Consider the following 13,559-nt stretch of genomic DNA (forward strand, 5'->3'; position numbering starts at 1 on the left):
CAGGCTTAGACATTCGCGCCGCAGGCGTTCATCAACGGCTGTGCGATTTGAAACTATGACTACCTCATCGTCCCTCGACGGCTGCGCGGATCCCATGCTTCCGACGACCTGTAAATCTCGATCTTGCAGTCACCTACGCCTAACGATATCAAAACCCAAGATGGGCGTTGCAATCATGGCGTCTTTTCAAGCGCCTTTTGCCATGTTCTCCCAAACCAGGCCGGGTATTGGGCGCGAGATCTCTCGCCTGCAGGAAAAAAACCCTCTGGCTCTTTGGGAAGATGCTTCGATACAAAATGAGCCAATGAGGAACGCGCATTCCTCATGGCATCCCTTTTCTCATGCTCCAAGAGTCGTTTTTCGGGATCGTCAAAGCTGAAGTCGAACAGCCCCTTTTCATTACAAAAAGCGATCACTCTTGCCGTGTGATAAAGCGCATCGGCATCGAGGGCACGGATAAGTTTGTCGTATTTCCAGGGGCGAGCCATGCGGAAATCCCCAAGGGCGCGCAGTTTTAGGGTTGTTCGCACCTCCGAATAAGGGTATCGTGAAATACGTTGTTCGCTCATGCGAACAACGTAGTAAAAATATTGGAGGAAGCTATGGGTCGACACATGAAGTACAGTGGCTTTTTGGAGATCTTGGAAGACGAAACCATTTATTCTCCAGCCACGATCGTTGCCGCGGGAGAAGCCATGGGGCTCTTGAACAATGATCCCGATTCCGAAGAACTCAAAAAGCAAAAAATAAAAATCCGCCATTCGCTCGGCCACTTCAGCAAAAACCACAACTTCCCACGTGAAGGTGACGGAATGATACCTGAACAACTGAAGGGCCAATCTCCTCAGCGTGGTTGGTACGGTCGCCGCTGGAAGGAACCACTTCAAAAAAAGCAACAACATCGACAGGATGCTGAGCAAGAGCACCCTCCTGCTTCACATCCCCTGGAAACTCCAAGCCACAGCCAATCCAATTAGTATCAGTGAGTTCATTTGAGAGAAAATGCCGAGTTCACCAGCGGCCAGTTGACATTCAATGCCAATGAACCGCTGGTGTCGCAAGCTAGGGAATCAACCAACTTGGTCTTCGGTTTCGATTCGGCATTTGGCCAAATAGATTTCGATATCCAGGCGCTTGTAGACGACTCGGCCGTTTCGGCTCCGGCTCAACTTGTGGTACGCCGGCCCGCGGCCTTCGTGTCGGAGTTGCTGGAGGGTCTTGACCCCAAGTGGGTATTGAGCGGCGACTTGACTTTCGCTTAACCACTCGGGTGGGACAGCGGCCTGATCGATGTCCTCTTCGATTTGGGCGATGATGCTCCTGACCGTTTCAGGATCATTGCGGACTTGGGAAAGCAGGGCGGCGAATCGCCACAAACATCCTTTGATCGTGCTGCGCTTCAAGACTTGATATTGTTTCTTTTTGTTGCTCATTTTCTTTCTCCGTGAGTCAAATGAGCGTCCTTTTTACCTCCATGCCGTGATTAGTATACGTGAATACAATTGAGAAAGGCGAAAAAATTTCCAATTTTTCCTCACGGCCCTTTCTTTCACAACCGCCACTCAGTTTAAACCTCTCTTTTCCTAAGGATGCGAATCCCGTTTTGGAATCATCGCTGACCATCAAGTTGATCATTCGGGGATTCTGGCTGGTGAGGTCCTTTTGCAGTCTCAACAGAACTCGCTATCGCTTGTGAATACATCGCTCTCGGTGCCGAATCTATGACCTTTTCCAGAAAGACCTTCCCGCACGCCGATGCGTTGCGCCTTCTACGTTCGACACTTCCTCGGTGCGCACCCCGGAACCGGCCCGATGTTGGCGAGTCAGCTAAAGCCGTCAAGACCGCGGCTCGCAGGCTCCCCGAATCTTGACGGCTCCGCCCGACCCGCCTTTTGGGCCGCCAATTCCGGGGGGCACCCCGCTTCAGGAGGTCGAACATGCAGCGTACATTCACTATCGTTGGGCAGATCGTCAGTTGGAAATCCGTCAAAAACGGCCTAATCATCACCGTCCGTGAGCGTCGTGCAAACGCCTTAAGCCATTCGAATTACGAACATCTCGCCATTTGGGGGCCGAAGGCCAAAGCCATTGAAGTCAAGCTTGAAAAGCGAGCCAGGTTCGAGTTTCGCGGAAGTCTGGATCGCGTTCGCCGCAACGGGAGAACCTATTGGAATCACACCGTCCAGCAATGGATACGGCTTCCAAACAACCAGTCCAATTACCGTCAACCTCGTGAGGAGATCTCCGAGGATTGGTTCGTTCCCGGGGTTCGCCAACGGGATTCTCGTGCGCAACGGCTCGAAGAAGGGTTTCAAGCTTGATGGATCTTTCGAGGCCAGGTGACTCTAAATCGCCTGGCCTTTTCTCGATGGTCGGTCAGACACAGGAACCATGATCGAAAAAAAACGATTGAAGGAGAAAAGTCATGAAGACCCCATGGAAACCGATCGCTGAAGCGCCAATCGGCCACGTCATTCTGGTCGCCGTCTGGGCGGATGACCATTTTTCCATTACCGAGGTACGGCAAATAGAAAAAAACGAATTCTTCGAATACCAATACCCAAACGACCGCGTCACCGGTGCCTATGCCTGGATGGAAATCCCACTTGTTCCTGACCCGCCGCTGCCTTCTTCTGAGTTTCCGATTCTCCCATCAAAGCCTTGTGAGCCGGCACCAGAGACCGACTTTTTCGACGAAGACATCCCGTTTTGAATGACAAGAAGGGAGTGGATCTTTGGGAGTCCAGGCTCAGCTCGTTGTGACATGAAGCCCAATTGACCGGGAAGGTTGGACATCTCTCGCATCGCGGTGTCTTGATGGTTGATGCCATTTGGGTCTTTGCATGGGTTCGATCCTCCATCTTTTTTTCGAAAGGGCCTTTCTGGACGAGAACCGACCTCGAAGAACCTTTCCTCAATCACGGAGCCGATCATCTCGAACTATCGCATCCCGCTGGCCGGTCCACGCAACATGGGTTTGCCTTTGACATCTCGTTGACTCCGTCGCGGATCTTCCTTACCACCATCGCCGTCTTCGATGCCGGAATATCCCGACCTGCCGGTGCCCCCCGATTCCCACGTGATGTTCCAGGTCACCACATCACTCGCAAGCATCTGGTTGTGGCAGCCACTTTGCGCGACTTGCATTCGGAGCTTCCACGGCCCTCGTTCATCGGCTTTCGGTACCTTTCCAGCTCGGTCCGGTGCGCGAATGCCAACATGGATGACTCCCCCTTGGATGACGGGCGCTTCGCCCTGTTGTTCCTGCGACGCTGACGAACAGAACCCACCCGGTCCACAAAAAAAGACACGGTTCCGCTTCGCTCCGCCGCATCGTTTTTTATGGACCGCGCGGAACCTGCCCGCCTCTTGGGTCGCAACAACAGGGGAAAACCCCCTGACACATCCAAGGAGGCACACCATGACTGTCAAATTCGCAACCACCGGAACCGTAGCTTGGAAAGGCGACCTGAAAACCGACAAGAACAAGGCACCTTACATCTCTGTCCTGATCAAGACCGACGCGAGAGGGGGCGCCCAAAGCCTGGATTGCTTCGTAGGATTCCGCGGCAACCTTGCCGAAGCCATCGAGACCGAAATCGAGGAAGGCGACACCATCAAAGTGGTCGGAACGCTCGGCCAATCGAAGAGGATCAAAGGCGCAAAAGGCAAAGAAGATCGACCCGAACGAATCTACTTCAACGGCGCCCAATTCAAACTGGAAGCTCACAACGAAGTGAATGTGTTCGACGAGCTGGCGGCAGCGGTTTAGCGCGAAAGCCCCTCGCAACCCGGGGGGCTCTTTCTTTTTGCCACGGGTCACTATGGCACCAAAGAAATGAGGCCATATATGCCCGGGTTGACCGCGACGACTGGCAGAAAAAAAGTAAGCCCACATCGAATAGGAAGGTGAAAAATGAATCGTAAGGAGCTGTTCGTCCAGACGCTTAAAATGTTTCCTTCAATCCGTGATCATTTCGAAATTCAACATGGTGTTTCCTACAAGCACTTGAAGACGATGCCTTTGGAATATTTTGGCCCAACGATGCCTGGCTATGGGGACATCGACACGAAATGGACCAGGCAACTGGCTTACCGCGACACCGAAAACATGGGGGACGGGGTGCCAATGCTTCTCGCACCAGACAAGCATTGTTTAAAGAAAGAAGTCTATCGTTTCTTGGCAAGCATCGACGAATTACAACCGTCTGAATCCGAGACCTACATGGACACCGCAATTCGATTGAGAAGGGAGACGCTACGCTTCCTCCACTGCACCAAAGGAATCGCGGTCTGGATTGGACAGGCCTACTTCCAAGCCGGAGGAAATATGCTAAAAGCCGTTGTAAGGTCGTGGGAAATCGATGATGACCAGGAAACGGCAATCTTCTTCTAAACGCTTGAGAGCGCTACTAGTTCAGAAAGAACCCTCGATAGCAATCCAACCAATCATCTAAAAATCGAACACCGCCACATGGCGAATGGTCCCCAGGGAACCATTCGCCATTTTTTGTGGTGAGAGAGAATCCCTATCGGAACATGAAGAGGCACTTCGTGCCGGTAGCGTTGCCCACCCCCAGTCCAAAGGCTCTGCCTGCAGGCATCCGGATCGGGCCTTTTTGAGCCTCCCCGAAACCAGAGTCACCCAACTTTAGGAAACGGCCCGGCTCTCATTTTTCCCGATTCACCCTTCTGGATTCCTTTGGTTTCAAGGCTGCCGGTGAATATTTTTGTTGATGGAACCAGCGGTTGTCCTTTGCGTATTCGGAGGGAGGTGCGGTCTTCTTTTCGCTGATGTTGCCCTCAAACTGAAGGCGCCACCGGCGTAAACTTGGCCACATCACCGACGCAACATGACGCATCGAGGAGGACATTTGACGTACGCCACCAAGCTGCTTACTCCGCCGCATCAACTCTCCGATCTTTCCGAAACCTTGACCCTGATTTACGAACCTTCCACCCGGGGTCTGGACCAAATTGCCCTCGCGGCCGTTGTCCAGTTCAAATCCATCAACAAATCGCGCCGGGCCAAATTCATGGAAGATCTCACCGCACTTTTGGAACGCTATTCTTGAGGATGATGGTCCCGGTCGAGAGTTCGACCAAGGTTGTTTCGTGCAAGGGCGGATCACACCCCGAGCTAACAAGGTCACCCTCTGCAATCAGTTTGAAACACAATTGAACGCGTTCAAATCGACTATCAACCCTCGAATCGAATCCAAACTAGCTCTTTTTTCGAGCCTCACCCCGGGTTTTTCGACCCGATTCACACCATCATCCCAATTTCAACTCAATACTTCAGCACCATCAACTAGCAGGAGCCGTTTTTGTTTTTGGTATTTTGCCTCCCCCTGATTGCCCAGGTTGTTCGGTACATATATGTCACCAATAAGTTTTTGGTGACATGTTTTCAGATAGTTAGGACAACGAGGGGGAGATGTACCCACAGATGATTGGCGCCCACTCAGCGTACTCGCCCTAACGGGCTGCGTCGCTTCCGGGCGCCAATCACGATCCATCACCTCATGCCCACAAATGACCCTTGGATTGAATGACCGAAGTTACCGTCATACCCCAATCCAAATGTTGCCACCTGTGGGCCTGAACTCGAAATAAATACAACTGATGTACCAATGACTCGTGCGGGCTTGTAGGTGCCATCATGATGTCCCGCCCTACATCAATCAGCCCGCATTCAACCGACCGAATATCCCGCACACCTCGCTGGGACTGGCTCCCGATCGGCGTCCATCGTGGTGCCGGCAACCCGACAGGTCAAGGCCTCCGTTCGCACGCTCCCTCCCGGCCTTGACCTGCCCGAACGCCGTCACCTCCGCCGCCTCAAATCGGGGCCAGTCCCCATATCGCGAGGTGTACCATGTTCAAAACCTATCTCAACTATGCCTGTTCCGAGTGTTCCCCCTGCTTTTACTGCGGGCCTTGTTCTCAACGCATCGACGACCTTCTGTGGGTGCACATTGAGCAGTTGCTCGCCAAGGGTGAAATCTCGGTCGACGAAATCGTTTTCGAGGTTCTCGGTGACCGTTTGACGCGAACCCATGCACGGGTAGCCCATCGTGTCGAACACATCCTCAGCCGCATGGAAAACCTGGGTACCGTCCGTTGCCAATCGAAACCCAATGGTGATTTCTGGGGCCTCCTAAATGAATACTTCCACCCCAATTTTCGAACCAGCCGCAAAGGGGTTCTCCTTCAAATACTCCCAGGCCATTTCGGTCGCTATCGGGTTGTCAACGCCGAGGGGAAAACGCGCGATCTGACGATCAACCTTTTTCTCCAATTGAGACAAAACGGACGCATTGTCCCCATCAACCCGAGCCTGGAAGAAGCACCGAAAAACCATCCCTACCACGAGCCCGATCTCTCCGCCACCGTCACCCTCGTTCGCCAGGGGGTGGCCTGATGGATTACCGCCAACGCTGCCCCAAATGCACTGAAAAAGCCCTTTGCGAAGCCTGTACGAAAACCATGACGGATCAACTCGATCCCATCGTGCTCGACTACCTCCAAAAACACCACGCCGCAACCGTCATCCGCCTGGTCATTTTTCTTCTCGGTGACCAATGGACCCTGGCCCACGAACGTATCGCCCATCTGCTGCAAAAGCGCCTGATCCAATTTGAACAAGGCGGAGTCGTGCGCACCATCGCCAGGTTCCAACACGCCAGGGTTTATCGATTCATTCCCGTCTTGGAACGCGCTGAAGAGCATCAACCGCAGGAGGTGGATTCAGACCTGTTCGATGACGAGGACTTCGACCTTGATGGAGATGGTTACAACCCGGATCTCGCCCCTCAAAAGAACGACGGCCTGCTTCACGACTGGTTCGATGAAGGAGCTGACATTCTCGAATTCAAACCACCGCGCAAACCCAAGTGAAAGGAGGTGAACGATGGACGCACTGGTCAAAATCTTCTGGCTGTTTTCGGTGCTCTTCGACCGTGATCTCTAAACCCTAAACCTGCAATCTCAGCCGCGGCTCATTGATTTGGGTCGCGGCAGTTCGCAAGGAGGTGTCTTCCTACTTTTCCTACCAACCGTGAAACGTGTTTCGCCCAACTCAGGAGGTGTGCATGCCGGAACTGGCCACTGTCCGAACGGAAATGCCAGAGAAACCAACCGACCACCGAACCAACCGATCCCAAGGCGAATTCACCTACCGATGGCAGGACCCCCAGCCGGATTCATTTCGAGATACGAGCATGGCGTCCCGCGATTCATTAACCTCTCAAAAAGCGCCTAATCCACTCCAAGCCGCCAAGGAACTTGTCCCCACTGAGCGCCATCGAACTCTTCGCGAAGGCCTGACGGAATACGAGCAAGACGTGCTCTTCGCCGTCGCCGCGCAACGCGAGGCGGCGCTTGGAAACCGCGTTGACTTGCGCCGCGACCTCCGCCGAAAGGGTCGCACCCTTCACGACGACGACACCGCGATTCGCTACCTGTACCTTCACTCAGGCCGCGAAAAAACCCTGAACGATTTTCTCCAGCGGGAACCTTGGACACGCCGGGTGCAGGTTGAGAAAATCGGTGACCAAATCCGTGCCTCCCTCAAGCATCCGCAGCGTGGTGACCAAACCCAGTTTTACCTTCAGAAGGGAACTACGGTGTTCCTGTCTGCCGGCGCCGGAGGCGATCGCGTCCGCCTCGAAAACCCAAAGAGCGATCAGCGTGTGGCACGCACCGGGGAGACCCGAATTCCTGCATCCATTTATGCGAGTTGGAAAGTCGACGGGGAAGCGCGTCGCATTCCGCTTTCTGACTATGTGGACCGCATGACCATGAGGCTTTCCAAAAACGAAGATCGGATTCACCATCACGTATCCTACACCGCTAAATCCTTGCTGAAACCCGCGCGAACATTTGACCTTGACCGCCATTTCAGCTTTTACACCGTGAATCGTACCGGCGAAATGGGTAGGGCCATGCTCAATCCCATGGACCAGACCTGGACCCGGGATGCACTTCGCATCCTACAAAAAAAAGGATTGGTTGGGTTCTCCGATCCCAAGCGAGCCTCCTTGCCCGAAACCCGACTCACACCGCTTGGACGAGAACTCGCGCTATTGATCCAGCGGGGTAAATTCGAGCCATCAAAACGACCCGAGAAACCCTTGACCAAATGGTCAGATCTGAATCGCGTCGAAAAGCAAATCCTTCAAAAAATGTCAGGCCAATTGACGGAGATTCTCACCGCGCAACGTGTCACCAAATCGGCCGAGACCCTATCCCCAGAGCACGCCATCCGGTATTTAACACTGCGGCGTGACAAGAATGAGTCCTACATGGATTTCCTTCGCCGAAGTCCTGACAACCGCCTGGACATCGTGAACGACGGCTTGTTCGTTCGGGCCGAGGCCCGAAATGGTGTCCACATCCCCCACCTCAAAGACAAATCGGCATCCATCCACGCCAACCACACCTATTACTGGGACCGGGAATCCGGAAAAGTCGAGGCCATCGATCCGCGACCAGAAATCAAAGGGCGATCCCTACACCCCTCGGCCGTGGTGGCCTATCAAGTGTTGCACGGTTCCAAAGGAGAGAGTCGGCAGGGTCCGATGCCACAGGAATTGAGTGAATTCGATCGTTACTTTCGCTTCAAACTCGAAACCGCGACCCGGCACAATCGGACCCATTTTCGCGAAAACATCGAAGGTCGAGTACCTTCGACTCGCAATTTCGACAGTTTCTATCTCGACAAATCCTTCCAAATCAAAACCCGCAAAATCCCCCCTGCCGGTATCAAAGAACTGGAAGCCGCTTTCCAGAATCTTTATCAAAAGGGCCTCGTTGCAGGGAAAACACCGGACGATGCCAAGCTTACGTCGCTTGGACGTCAACTGGTGTTTGAGCAAGAGAGATCCGAGCGGAAGATTTTCGCTCAAGAGCAACGCCATCTTGCCACCATGTTGCGACAATTCGGGATCCTACCAAAAAACGCTGCCACCCAGCGGCAAAGCCCAGCCTATGCGGCCTTCGAAAAAACGCTGTTGACCGAATCCCGCACTGCGACCATGGCCGATGGCCGCCAACTCCAGTTTTACCTTCCAGATCCGAGCATGGCTGAATTCAAAAACCTATCACGAGCGCCCGAAATGGGTCCTCGCTTCGAAGAAAAGTGGCTGCTTGCCTCGACCTACCACGAAATATCGAGCAGCCTTCGGAGCCGGGGCGTGGCCCAAATGGAGTTCTGGGACAGAGCCCGACTTATCGAGAAACGCCCTGAACTCGCCGAAAGGCCTGACCGCCTTCCCGACGGAATCCTTCTATATAAAACCCCCAAAGGTCAAAGCCGCGCCATCTCGCTTGTCGTCGATGGCAGAGAGCGGCAACGCGACCAACAATCATTCAAACAAGTATCGGCCTGGGCCAGTGAGCATGGCATGCCGACGATCATCGCGACTTCCAACTGGAAACGCGCACCTGAACTCGCCAAGGACCATCACCGCGTGTTGGTCCTCGACTAAACCATGACCGTGATCGGGTCGCGCGAAAGCGCGGCCCCTTTTTGACAGTGGAGGCGTCATCGTGAAAAAACATGCCAAGCCCGCCGCCGCCATCGATCGGTGGATGGCAGTGCGCGCCCTGTGCAGCCTCTTGATCCTCGTGCCCAATGGGTTCTTCATACTTCAACCAATTCTCGCGTTTTTGCAGGAATACGCGGTTCTTCACGGTTGGCTCATGGCCCTTTATGAGGGACTTCCCAGCTATTTCCAAGTAGTACACCGCCACATGGGGTCACGACTGTGGCTATCAGGCGCTCAATTGGTCCTGGCCTTCTTGCTGGGGCTGGCAGCGGCAAAATCGCTTCAAACACTTGTTTTCAAACTTTTTATTTTCCTTGGCGTAGGTATCCAGGCTCATGGTGGAAGCCACTTGCTCCACCCAAATAGGGAGGCAAAATGACACTGCGTGATGTCTTGAAATCAGGAATGGACGAGCGGACCACGGACTGGAAAGACAATCCCGAGGAGAACTCGCGCCGACCTCGTCGCTGTGGGGTCTATTCCTTACCAGCACCCATAAAGGGTAAAGTCAGAGCTCAGGACTCGCAAAGTTCGAGCACTTCTGGCCACCTCGGGTCAACAATATTGACCCGAAAGGAAGGCAAAAGACCAAAACGCCTATCTGAGCTGGAGCGCACAGTTTTGGCAGCGATCATGAGTAACTGCCACACTGTAATCCGGCCGCATGCCTCGGAAAAACGTCGTTTCAAAAAAGAAAATCCCCGCATTCGATTCATTTCCAACCGCATAGCCGCCATGTATTTGTTCCTGGGAAAAAATGGCGAGGCTTTTGTCGAATTTGAGAAGCGGTTACCAAATCGAGTAAGGATCACACCGATGGGTCGCGATTTCCTTGCGAACTTCACGCTTGGGGACGGTTCCGAGAGGGTGTTCAACTCTCAAGGGATCTCTAGCGTGATCATTGGCAAGCATGGCGAGGTACGAGTCTCCTCAAATGGGGATCGAACCAAGCAGGATGAGACGTGGGTGCCCACCTACACTTATGCAGCATGGAAGGTTGACGGTGAGCATCGAGGAATTGATTTGGCCGAATATAGTTCCATGAAGACCTTTAAGCTCAGACAAGAACGGACTGGGGAGGGAGCCCGGAGATTGACGCGAGTCCTTCCAGATGGTAGCCACGATGTTTTGACTTTTCCGAAACACGTCGCCTTTTATCTCGATACCAAAGGGGAAATCCGGTACATCCAAGAACAGCCCTACTTGGATGCCCATATCGCCGAGGCCTGTCGTCAGCTAATCGAAAGGGGTCTCGTCGTCAAAAAGGGCCGCAGCCCGGTCACCTTGACCAACTTAAAGCTGACGTCTGCTGGAGAAGCGGTCTACCTGGAGAACCCACGAAGGAAAAATGTTCCTAAGCGGCATCCTGCTTCGACCATCCCAGAGGCACGATTGAGCCCGCTCGACTGGCAACTGTTGTGGCGAGCTGTTGGCGAGGATCATACCCCCCTCCTCAGTCCCGAAAACCACATTGGGCAACCAGCGAGCAAGGTAAAGTCCCCTGCCACCAAAACGGAAATCGAAACTGCCCTAATCAATCTCAAAACCAGAGATTTGATTGTGACCCCCCAATTGCGTAGCCTGAAATTAACGGCCAAAGGCCGCCTTCTTCTAAACAGGCCGACCGATAAAGATCGGACCATTATCGATAAGCGAGAGAAACAGTTACATACCGTCTTAACCGCAGTGGGGTTTGTCCCGGAGCTGGCTCCGATGGATCCACATTCCAAGGAGGCATTGGAACAATTGAAGGGAAGCGCGAGTCTAAAGCGCATTCGAGAATACACCCATTCAGGCGTGCCCGTGAATTTGTGGGTTCCCAAATCGAAGGCGCAAGGAAACGCCCCTGCATACAAACGGAGGGAACTGGGTCACGACCTCATCCTGGCTGAAGGAATACGACAAATCATGTTGAAACTAGAAGCGGAAGGAGCCGAGGCGGTGGGTTTCCGATCCGAGCGGGACTTGAGAAGCGAACAAACCCGAATCAATCAAGGTACTCTTTCCCCGAACTCACCTGACCACTACAACGTTGGTTTGCCCGATGGAGTGATCACCTATCGCACAGCTTTCGCGGAAGAAAAGTCCCTGGGCATAGAGGCCGACGCCGGCCATAGCCCTCTGTCGAACTCCCGCGGATACCAGCGAGACGCCATTGCTGCGAAGGCAGGGTGGGCTAAATCTCGAAATATGCAGCTCGTATTCGTAGTCGACCATCCGGCAAGAGCCGCGAATCTTAGGAGGGATGGAAGAACCGTACATTTGTTGGTTCGATAGTCAGTTCTCAGAATCCGCTGCTTCTCGCCCACTGTGATACGTATAGGGGGATTTCTAGAGAATGTGGTAAAGTCAGGATCAAAAAGTGCCATTTGTGACCATGAGGGAGTCATGAACACAAAAACGAGGAACTATATTTTTTTGTTACCTTTTGTACTTTTAAGCTGTTCTAGTGAAAGGCTTCCAGAAGACAGGATTGTTATATCTCCAAAGAATAGCAAAACAGAAATAAGAAAGCATGCTTTGCAACACATCTCCTTGGGTTCTGATGTTGAGCTGGTAAAGGATTTTTTAAATAACAGGTTGTTTAGGAAGATTTACCGCGAGAACAAAAGTAAGCCGCGCTCTCTAGTTGAATACAAAAATGAAAAGCGATATCACAGCTTCTGTTACGAGAAGGAGTGGTGGCCAAAAGAAATACAAGCTGGCGGTTACATCTATGCTGAATTAGGATATTTTGGTTCCTTCCCTGCAAAGGTTGTAGGGATGTGGTGGTACTTCGATGAAAAAGATCGTTTAATTGAGCTCGAAATTTCTGTTTCAAGGGGAGCCCCTTGAATAACCAATAACCCTTCAGTCAAACAGTAACCATTTGTGGAAGTTTTTAAATTTGGAATAGCGCCTCATTTCAAGATTCATTGGATAAAGTAAAGTTTTTGGGACAAGCTCATCTCCAATGTATTTTCGAACACCTGAATATGCTCGATCAACAGACCATCGTGAGTCATGCATGCGTTTAAGCTGCATTTCCTCTGTTCATTCTGGGAGTTGAAGATACTCTGTTAATTCCTGAAGATGTAGGCCAATTTCCTTACCTTCTGAATGAACCCACTCAAGAGCAAAATGAGATAGCTCAGAATTGTCACTATATTCTATTTCAATATTAGAATGAAATCCAATAAAACTCTTTTCAAGTGCATCATTTAAATTGAAATCGTGCTTTTCAAAAATGTTAGCCAAAGGAAAGCCTAACCGACGTTCGTGTTCGGCAACCCCATGTCTCGTGGTTACCTTCGGATAAGTCTTGCCTGGCAAGCCACTATATTCATAGATAAGGAGAATAAGTCACCCTAAATGGCGGCCTAATATCTCATTTTGTCAAGCTTCTGTGTTCTTCGGCAAAGAACGAGATTCATTTTAAAAATTAGAACAGTAAGGCGCCACTGTAGTTTCCGGTGAGTCCCTCTGTGCTTACCCTAAATAAAAAGAAAAGGCAGAAACTAAGAGGTGTAATTTTTCACGGGCCTTAAGTCGTTTTCGTTTAAATAATATAGCTCTCCATCTCGCCAAGACAGGCATTCGAACTCAACGTCGCTATCCATAAGACTGAGAGCATTTGATGCCTTATAATCACTTGTGATAATAATCATTAATGCAGATTTATTTATCGGCTCTCGAGGATGGGAAAATACTCTTGAATTCAAGTAATACTTTATGCAGCCCTCATCGAATTCAACATTTACTATATCGCTTAGCTCGATTGAATCTATGATGGTTGATGACTTTCCAGGGCCTACATAACCCAATTTGAACTCTGAGTTATTTATTGATATTTTAACGTTTGACAGAAGTGTGTTTGTTCTGGTTGAAAATTTAAGCGCTGGATAGTATAGACGATAATCTCCTTGAGTACAAGACAGCGAGGCGAGCAAAAGAATCGCTTTGATTTTTAAAAGCATTGAGAATATAACTTTCACAGTGCACTCCTTGTGATTAATGAAACAGATCAGC

The 13,559-nt window shown here is 51.6% G+C and carries 16 protein-coding genes; 11 read left to right on the forward strand and 5 right to left on the reverse strand.

The window, feature by feature from the left end; translation table 11 throughout:
* Window positions 1–173: 173 nt before the first annotated feature.
* Entirely contained in the window at window positions 174–920 is a 747-nt protein-coding gene (locus J3U87_RS23645; RefSeq protein WP_237378248.1) for a hypothetical protein, read from the reverse strand.
* A gap of 150 nt (window positions 921–1,070) precedes the next feature.
* Window positions 1,071–1,433, reverse strand: a complete 363-nt coding sequence (locus J3U87_RS23650; protein WP_237378249.1) for a helix-turn-helix transcriptional regulator — start codon at window positions 1,431–1,433, stop codon at window positions 1,071–1,073.
* Window positions 1,434–1,937: 504 nt separating this feature from the next.
* On the opposite strand from J3U87_RS23650, the gene J3U87_RS23655 reads away from it, so the two are divergent.
* Together J3U87_RS23655 and J3U87_RS23660 are read left to right on the forward strand one after the other, a co-directional pair.
* Entirely contained in the window at window positions 1,938–2,321 is a 384-nt protein-coding gene (locus J3U87_RS23655; protein ID WP_237378250.1) for a hypothetical protein, read from the forward strand.
* Between the two features lie 104 nt (window positions 2,322–2,425).
* Window positions 2,426–2,713 (forward strand): hypothetical protein, encoded by a 288-nt coding sequence (locus tag J3U87_RS23660; RefSeq protein WP_237378251.1) that lies wholly within the window; start codon window positions 2,426–2,428, stop codon window positions 2,711–2,713.
* A 227-nt stretch (window positions 2,714–2,940) separates the two neighbouring features.
* Here J3U87_RS23660 and J3U87_RS23665 read toward each other — a convergent pair whose 3' ends face one another.
* Complete coding sequence (locus J3U87_RS23665; protein WP_237378252.1) at window positions 2,941–3,147, reverse strand: hypothetical protein; 207 nt, start codon at window positions 3,145–3,147, stop codon at window positions 2,941–2,943.
* Window positions 3,148–3,421: 274 nt separating this feature from the next.
* Between J3U87_RS23665 and J3U87_RS23670 the strand changes: the two genes are divergently transcribed.
* The 9 genes from J3U87_RS23670 to J3U87_RS23710 all read left to right on the forward strand — a co-directional run bounded on the left by J3U87_RS23670 (window position 3,422) and on the right by J3U87_RS23710 (window position 12,386).
* A complete protein-coding gene (locus J3U87_RS23670; RefSeq protein ID WP_237378253.1) occupies window positions 3,422–3,772 on the forward strand; it encodes a hypothetical protein in 351 nt (116 codons plus the stop codon).
* A 144-nt stretch (window positions 3,773–3,916) separates the two neighbouring features.
* Entirely contained in the window at window positions 3,917–4,396 is a 480-nt protein-coding gene (locus tag J3U87_RS23675) for a hypothetical protein (protein ID WP_237378254.1), read from the forward strand.
* 478 nt (window positions 4,397–4,874) lie between these two features.
* Complete coding sequence (locus J3U87_RS23680; RefSeq protein ID WP_237378255.1) at window positions 4,875–5,075, forward strand: hypothetical protein; 201 nt, start codon at window positions 4,875–4,877, stop codon at window positions 5,073–5,075.
* An 803-nt stretch (window positions 5,076–5,878) separates the two neighbouring features.
* Window positions 5,879–6,424, forward strand: coding sequence for a hypothetical protein (locus J3U87_RS23685; RefSeq protein WP_237378256.1), 546 nt, complete (start codon window positions 5,879–5,881; stop codon window positions 6,422–6,424).
* Between the two features lie 65 nt (window positions 6,425–6,489).
* Window positions 6,490–6,900, forward strand: coding sequence for a hypothetical protein (locus J3U87_RS23690; protein ID WP_237378257.1), 411 nt, complete (start codon window positions 6,490–6,492; stop codon window positions 6,898–6,900).
* 194 nt (window positions 6,901–7,094) lie between these two features.
* Window positions 7,095–9,491: a hypothetical protein gene (locus tag J3U87_RS23695; RefSeq protein ID WP_237378258.1), complete on the forward strand. Its 2,397-nt coding sequence runs from the start codon at window positions 7,095–7,097 to the stop codon at window positions 9,489–9,491.
* A gap of 61 nt (window positions 9,492–9,552) precedes the next feature.
* Window positions 9,553–9,930, forward strand: a complete 378-nt coding sequence (locus J3U87_RS23700; RefSeq protein ID WP_237378259.1) for a hypothetical protein — start codon at window positions 9,553–9,555, stop codon at window positions 9,928–9,930.
* Entirely contained in the window at window positions 9,927–11,828 is a 1,902-nt protein-coding gene (locus tag J3U87_RS23705) for a hypothetical protein (RefSeq protein WP_237378260.1), read from the forward strand. The genes J3U87_RS23700 and J3U87_RS23705 overlap by 4 nt, the downstream gene beginning before the upstream one ends.
* 111 nt (window positions 11,829–11,939) lie before the next feature.
* Entirely contained in the window at window positions 11,940–12,386 is a 447-nt protein-coding gene (locus J3U87_RS23710; protein WP_237378261.1) for a hypothetical protein, read from the forward strand.
* A gap of 198 nt (window positions 12,387–12,584) precedes the next feature.
* Here the strand turns inward: J3U87_RS23710 and J3U87_RS23715 are convergent, their stop codons facing one another.
* On the reverse strand, window positions 12,585–12,863 hold the full coding sequence (locus J3U87_RS23715) for a DUF2235 domain-containing protein (RefSeq protein WP_237378262.1): 279 nt from the start codon (window positions 12,861–12,863) through the stop codon (window positions 12,585–12,587).
* Window positions 12,864–13,048: 185 nt separating this feature from the next.
* Window positions 13,049–13,525, reverse strand: a complete 477-nt coding sequence (locus tag J3U87_RS23720; RefSeq protein ID WP_237378263.1) for a hypothetical protein — start codon at window positions 13,523–13,525, stop codon at window positions 13,049–13,051.
* Window positions 13,526–13,559 lie beyond the last annotated feature (34 nt).

Origin of the sequence: Sulfidibacter corallicola (genome assembly GCF_017498545.1) — a bacterium.
In the GTDB taxonomy this organism is placed as follows: Bacteria; Acidobacteriota; Holophagae; order Acanthopleuribacterales; family Acanthopleuribacteraceae; genus Sulfidibacter; species Sulfidibacter corallicola.

Excerpts from the sequence above, each read along its gene's own strand:
- J3U87_RS23695 (WP_237378258.1), top strand. The coding sequence starts at position 7,095 with ATGCCGGAACTGGCCACTGTCCGAACGGAAATGCCAGAGAAACCAACC.
- J3U87_RS23685 (WP_237378256.1), top strand. The coding sequence starts at position 5,879 with ATGTTCAAAACCTATCTCAACTATGCCTGTTCCGAGTGTTCCCCCTGC.
- J3U87_RS23705 (WP_237378260.1), top strand. The coding sequence starts at position 9,927 with ATGACACTGCGTGATGTCTTGAAATCAGGAATGGACGAGCGGACCACG.
- J3U87_RS23670 (WP_237378253.1), top strand. The coding sequence starts at position 3,422 with ATGACTGTCAAATTCGCAACCACCGGAACCGTAGCTTGGAAAGGCGAC.
- J3U87_RS23710 (WP_237378261.1), top strand. The coding sequence starts at position 11,940 with ATGAACACAAAAACGAGGAACTATATTTTTTTGTTACCTTTTGTACTT.
- J3U87_RS23665 (WP_237378252.1), bottom strand. The coding sequence starts at position 3,147 with ATGCAAGTCGCGCAAAGTGGCTGCCACAACCAGATGCTTGCGAGTGAT.
- J3U87_RS23690 (WP_237378257.1), top strand. The coding sequence starts at position 6,490 with ATGACGGATCAACTCGATCCCATCGTGCTCGACTACCTCCAAAAACAC.
- J3U87_RS23650 (WP_237378249.1), bottom strand. The coding sequence starts at position 1,433 with ATGAGCAACAAAAAGAAACAATATCAAGTCTTGAAGCGCAGCACGATC.
- J3U87_RS23675 (WP_237378254.1), top strand. The coding sequence starts at position 3,917 with ATGAATCGTAAGGAGCTGTTCGTCCAGACGCTTAAAATGTTTCCTTCA.
- J3U87_RS23655 (WP_237378250.1), top strand. The coding sequence starts at position 1,938 with ATGCAGCGTACATTCACTATCGTTGGGCAGATCGTCAGTTGGAAATCC.
- J3U87_RS23660 (WP_237378251.1), top strand. The coding sequence starts at position 2,426 with ATGAAGACCCCATGGAAACCGATCGCTGAAGCGCCAATCGGCCACGTC.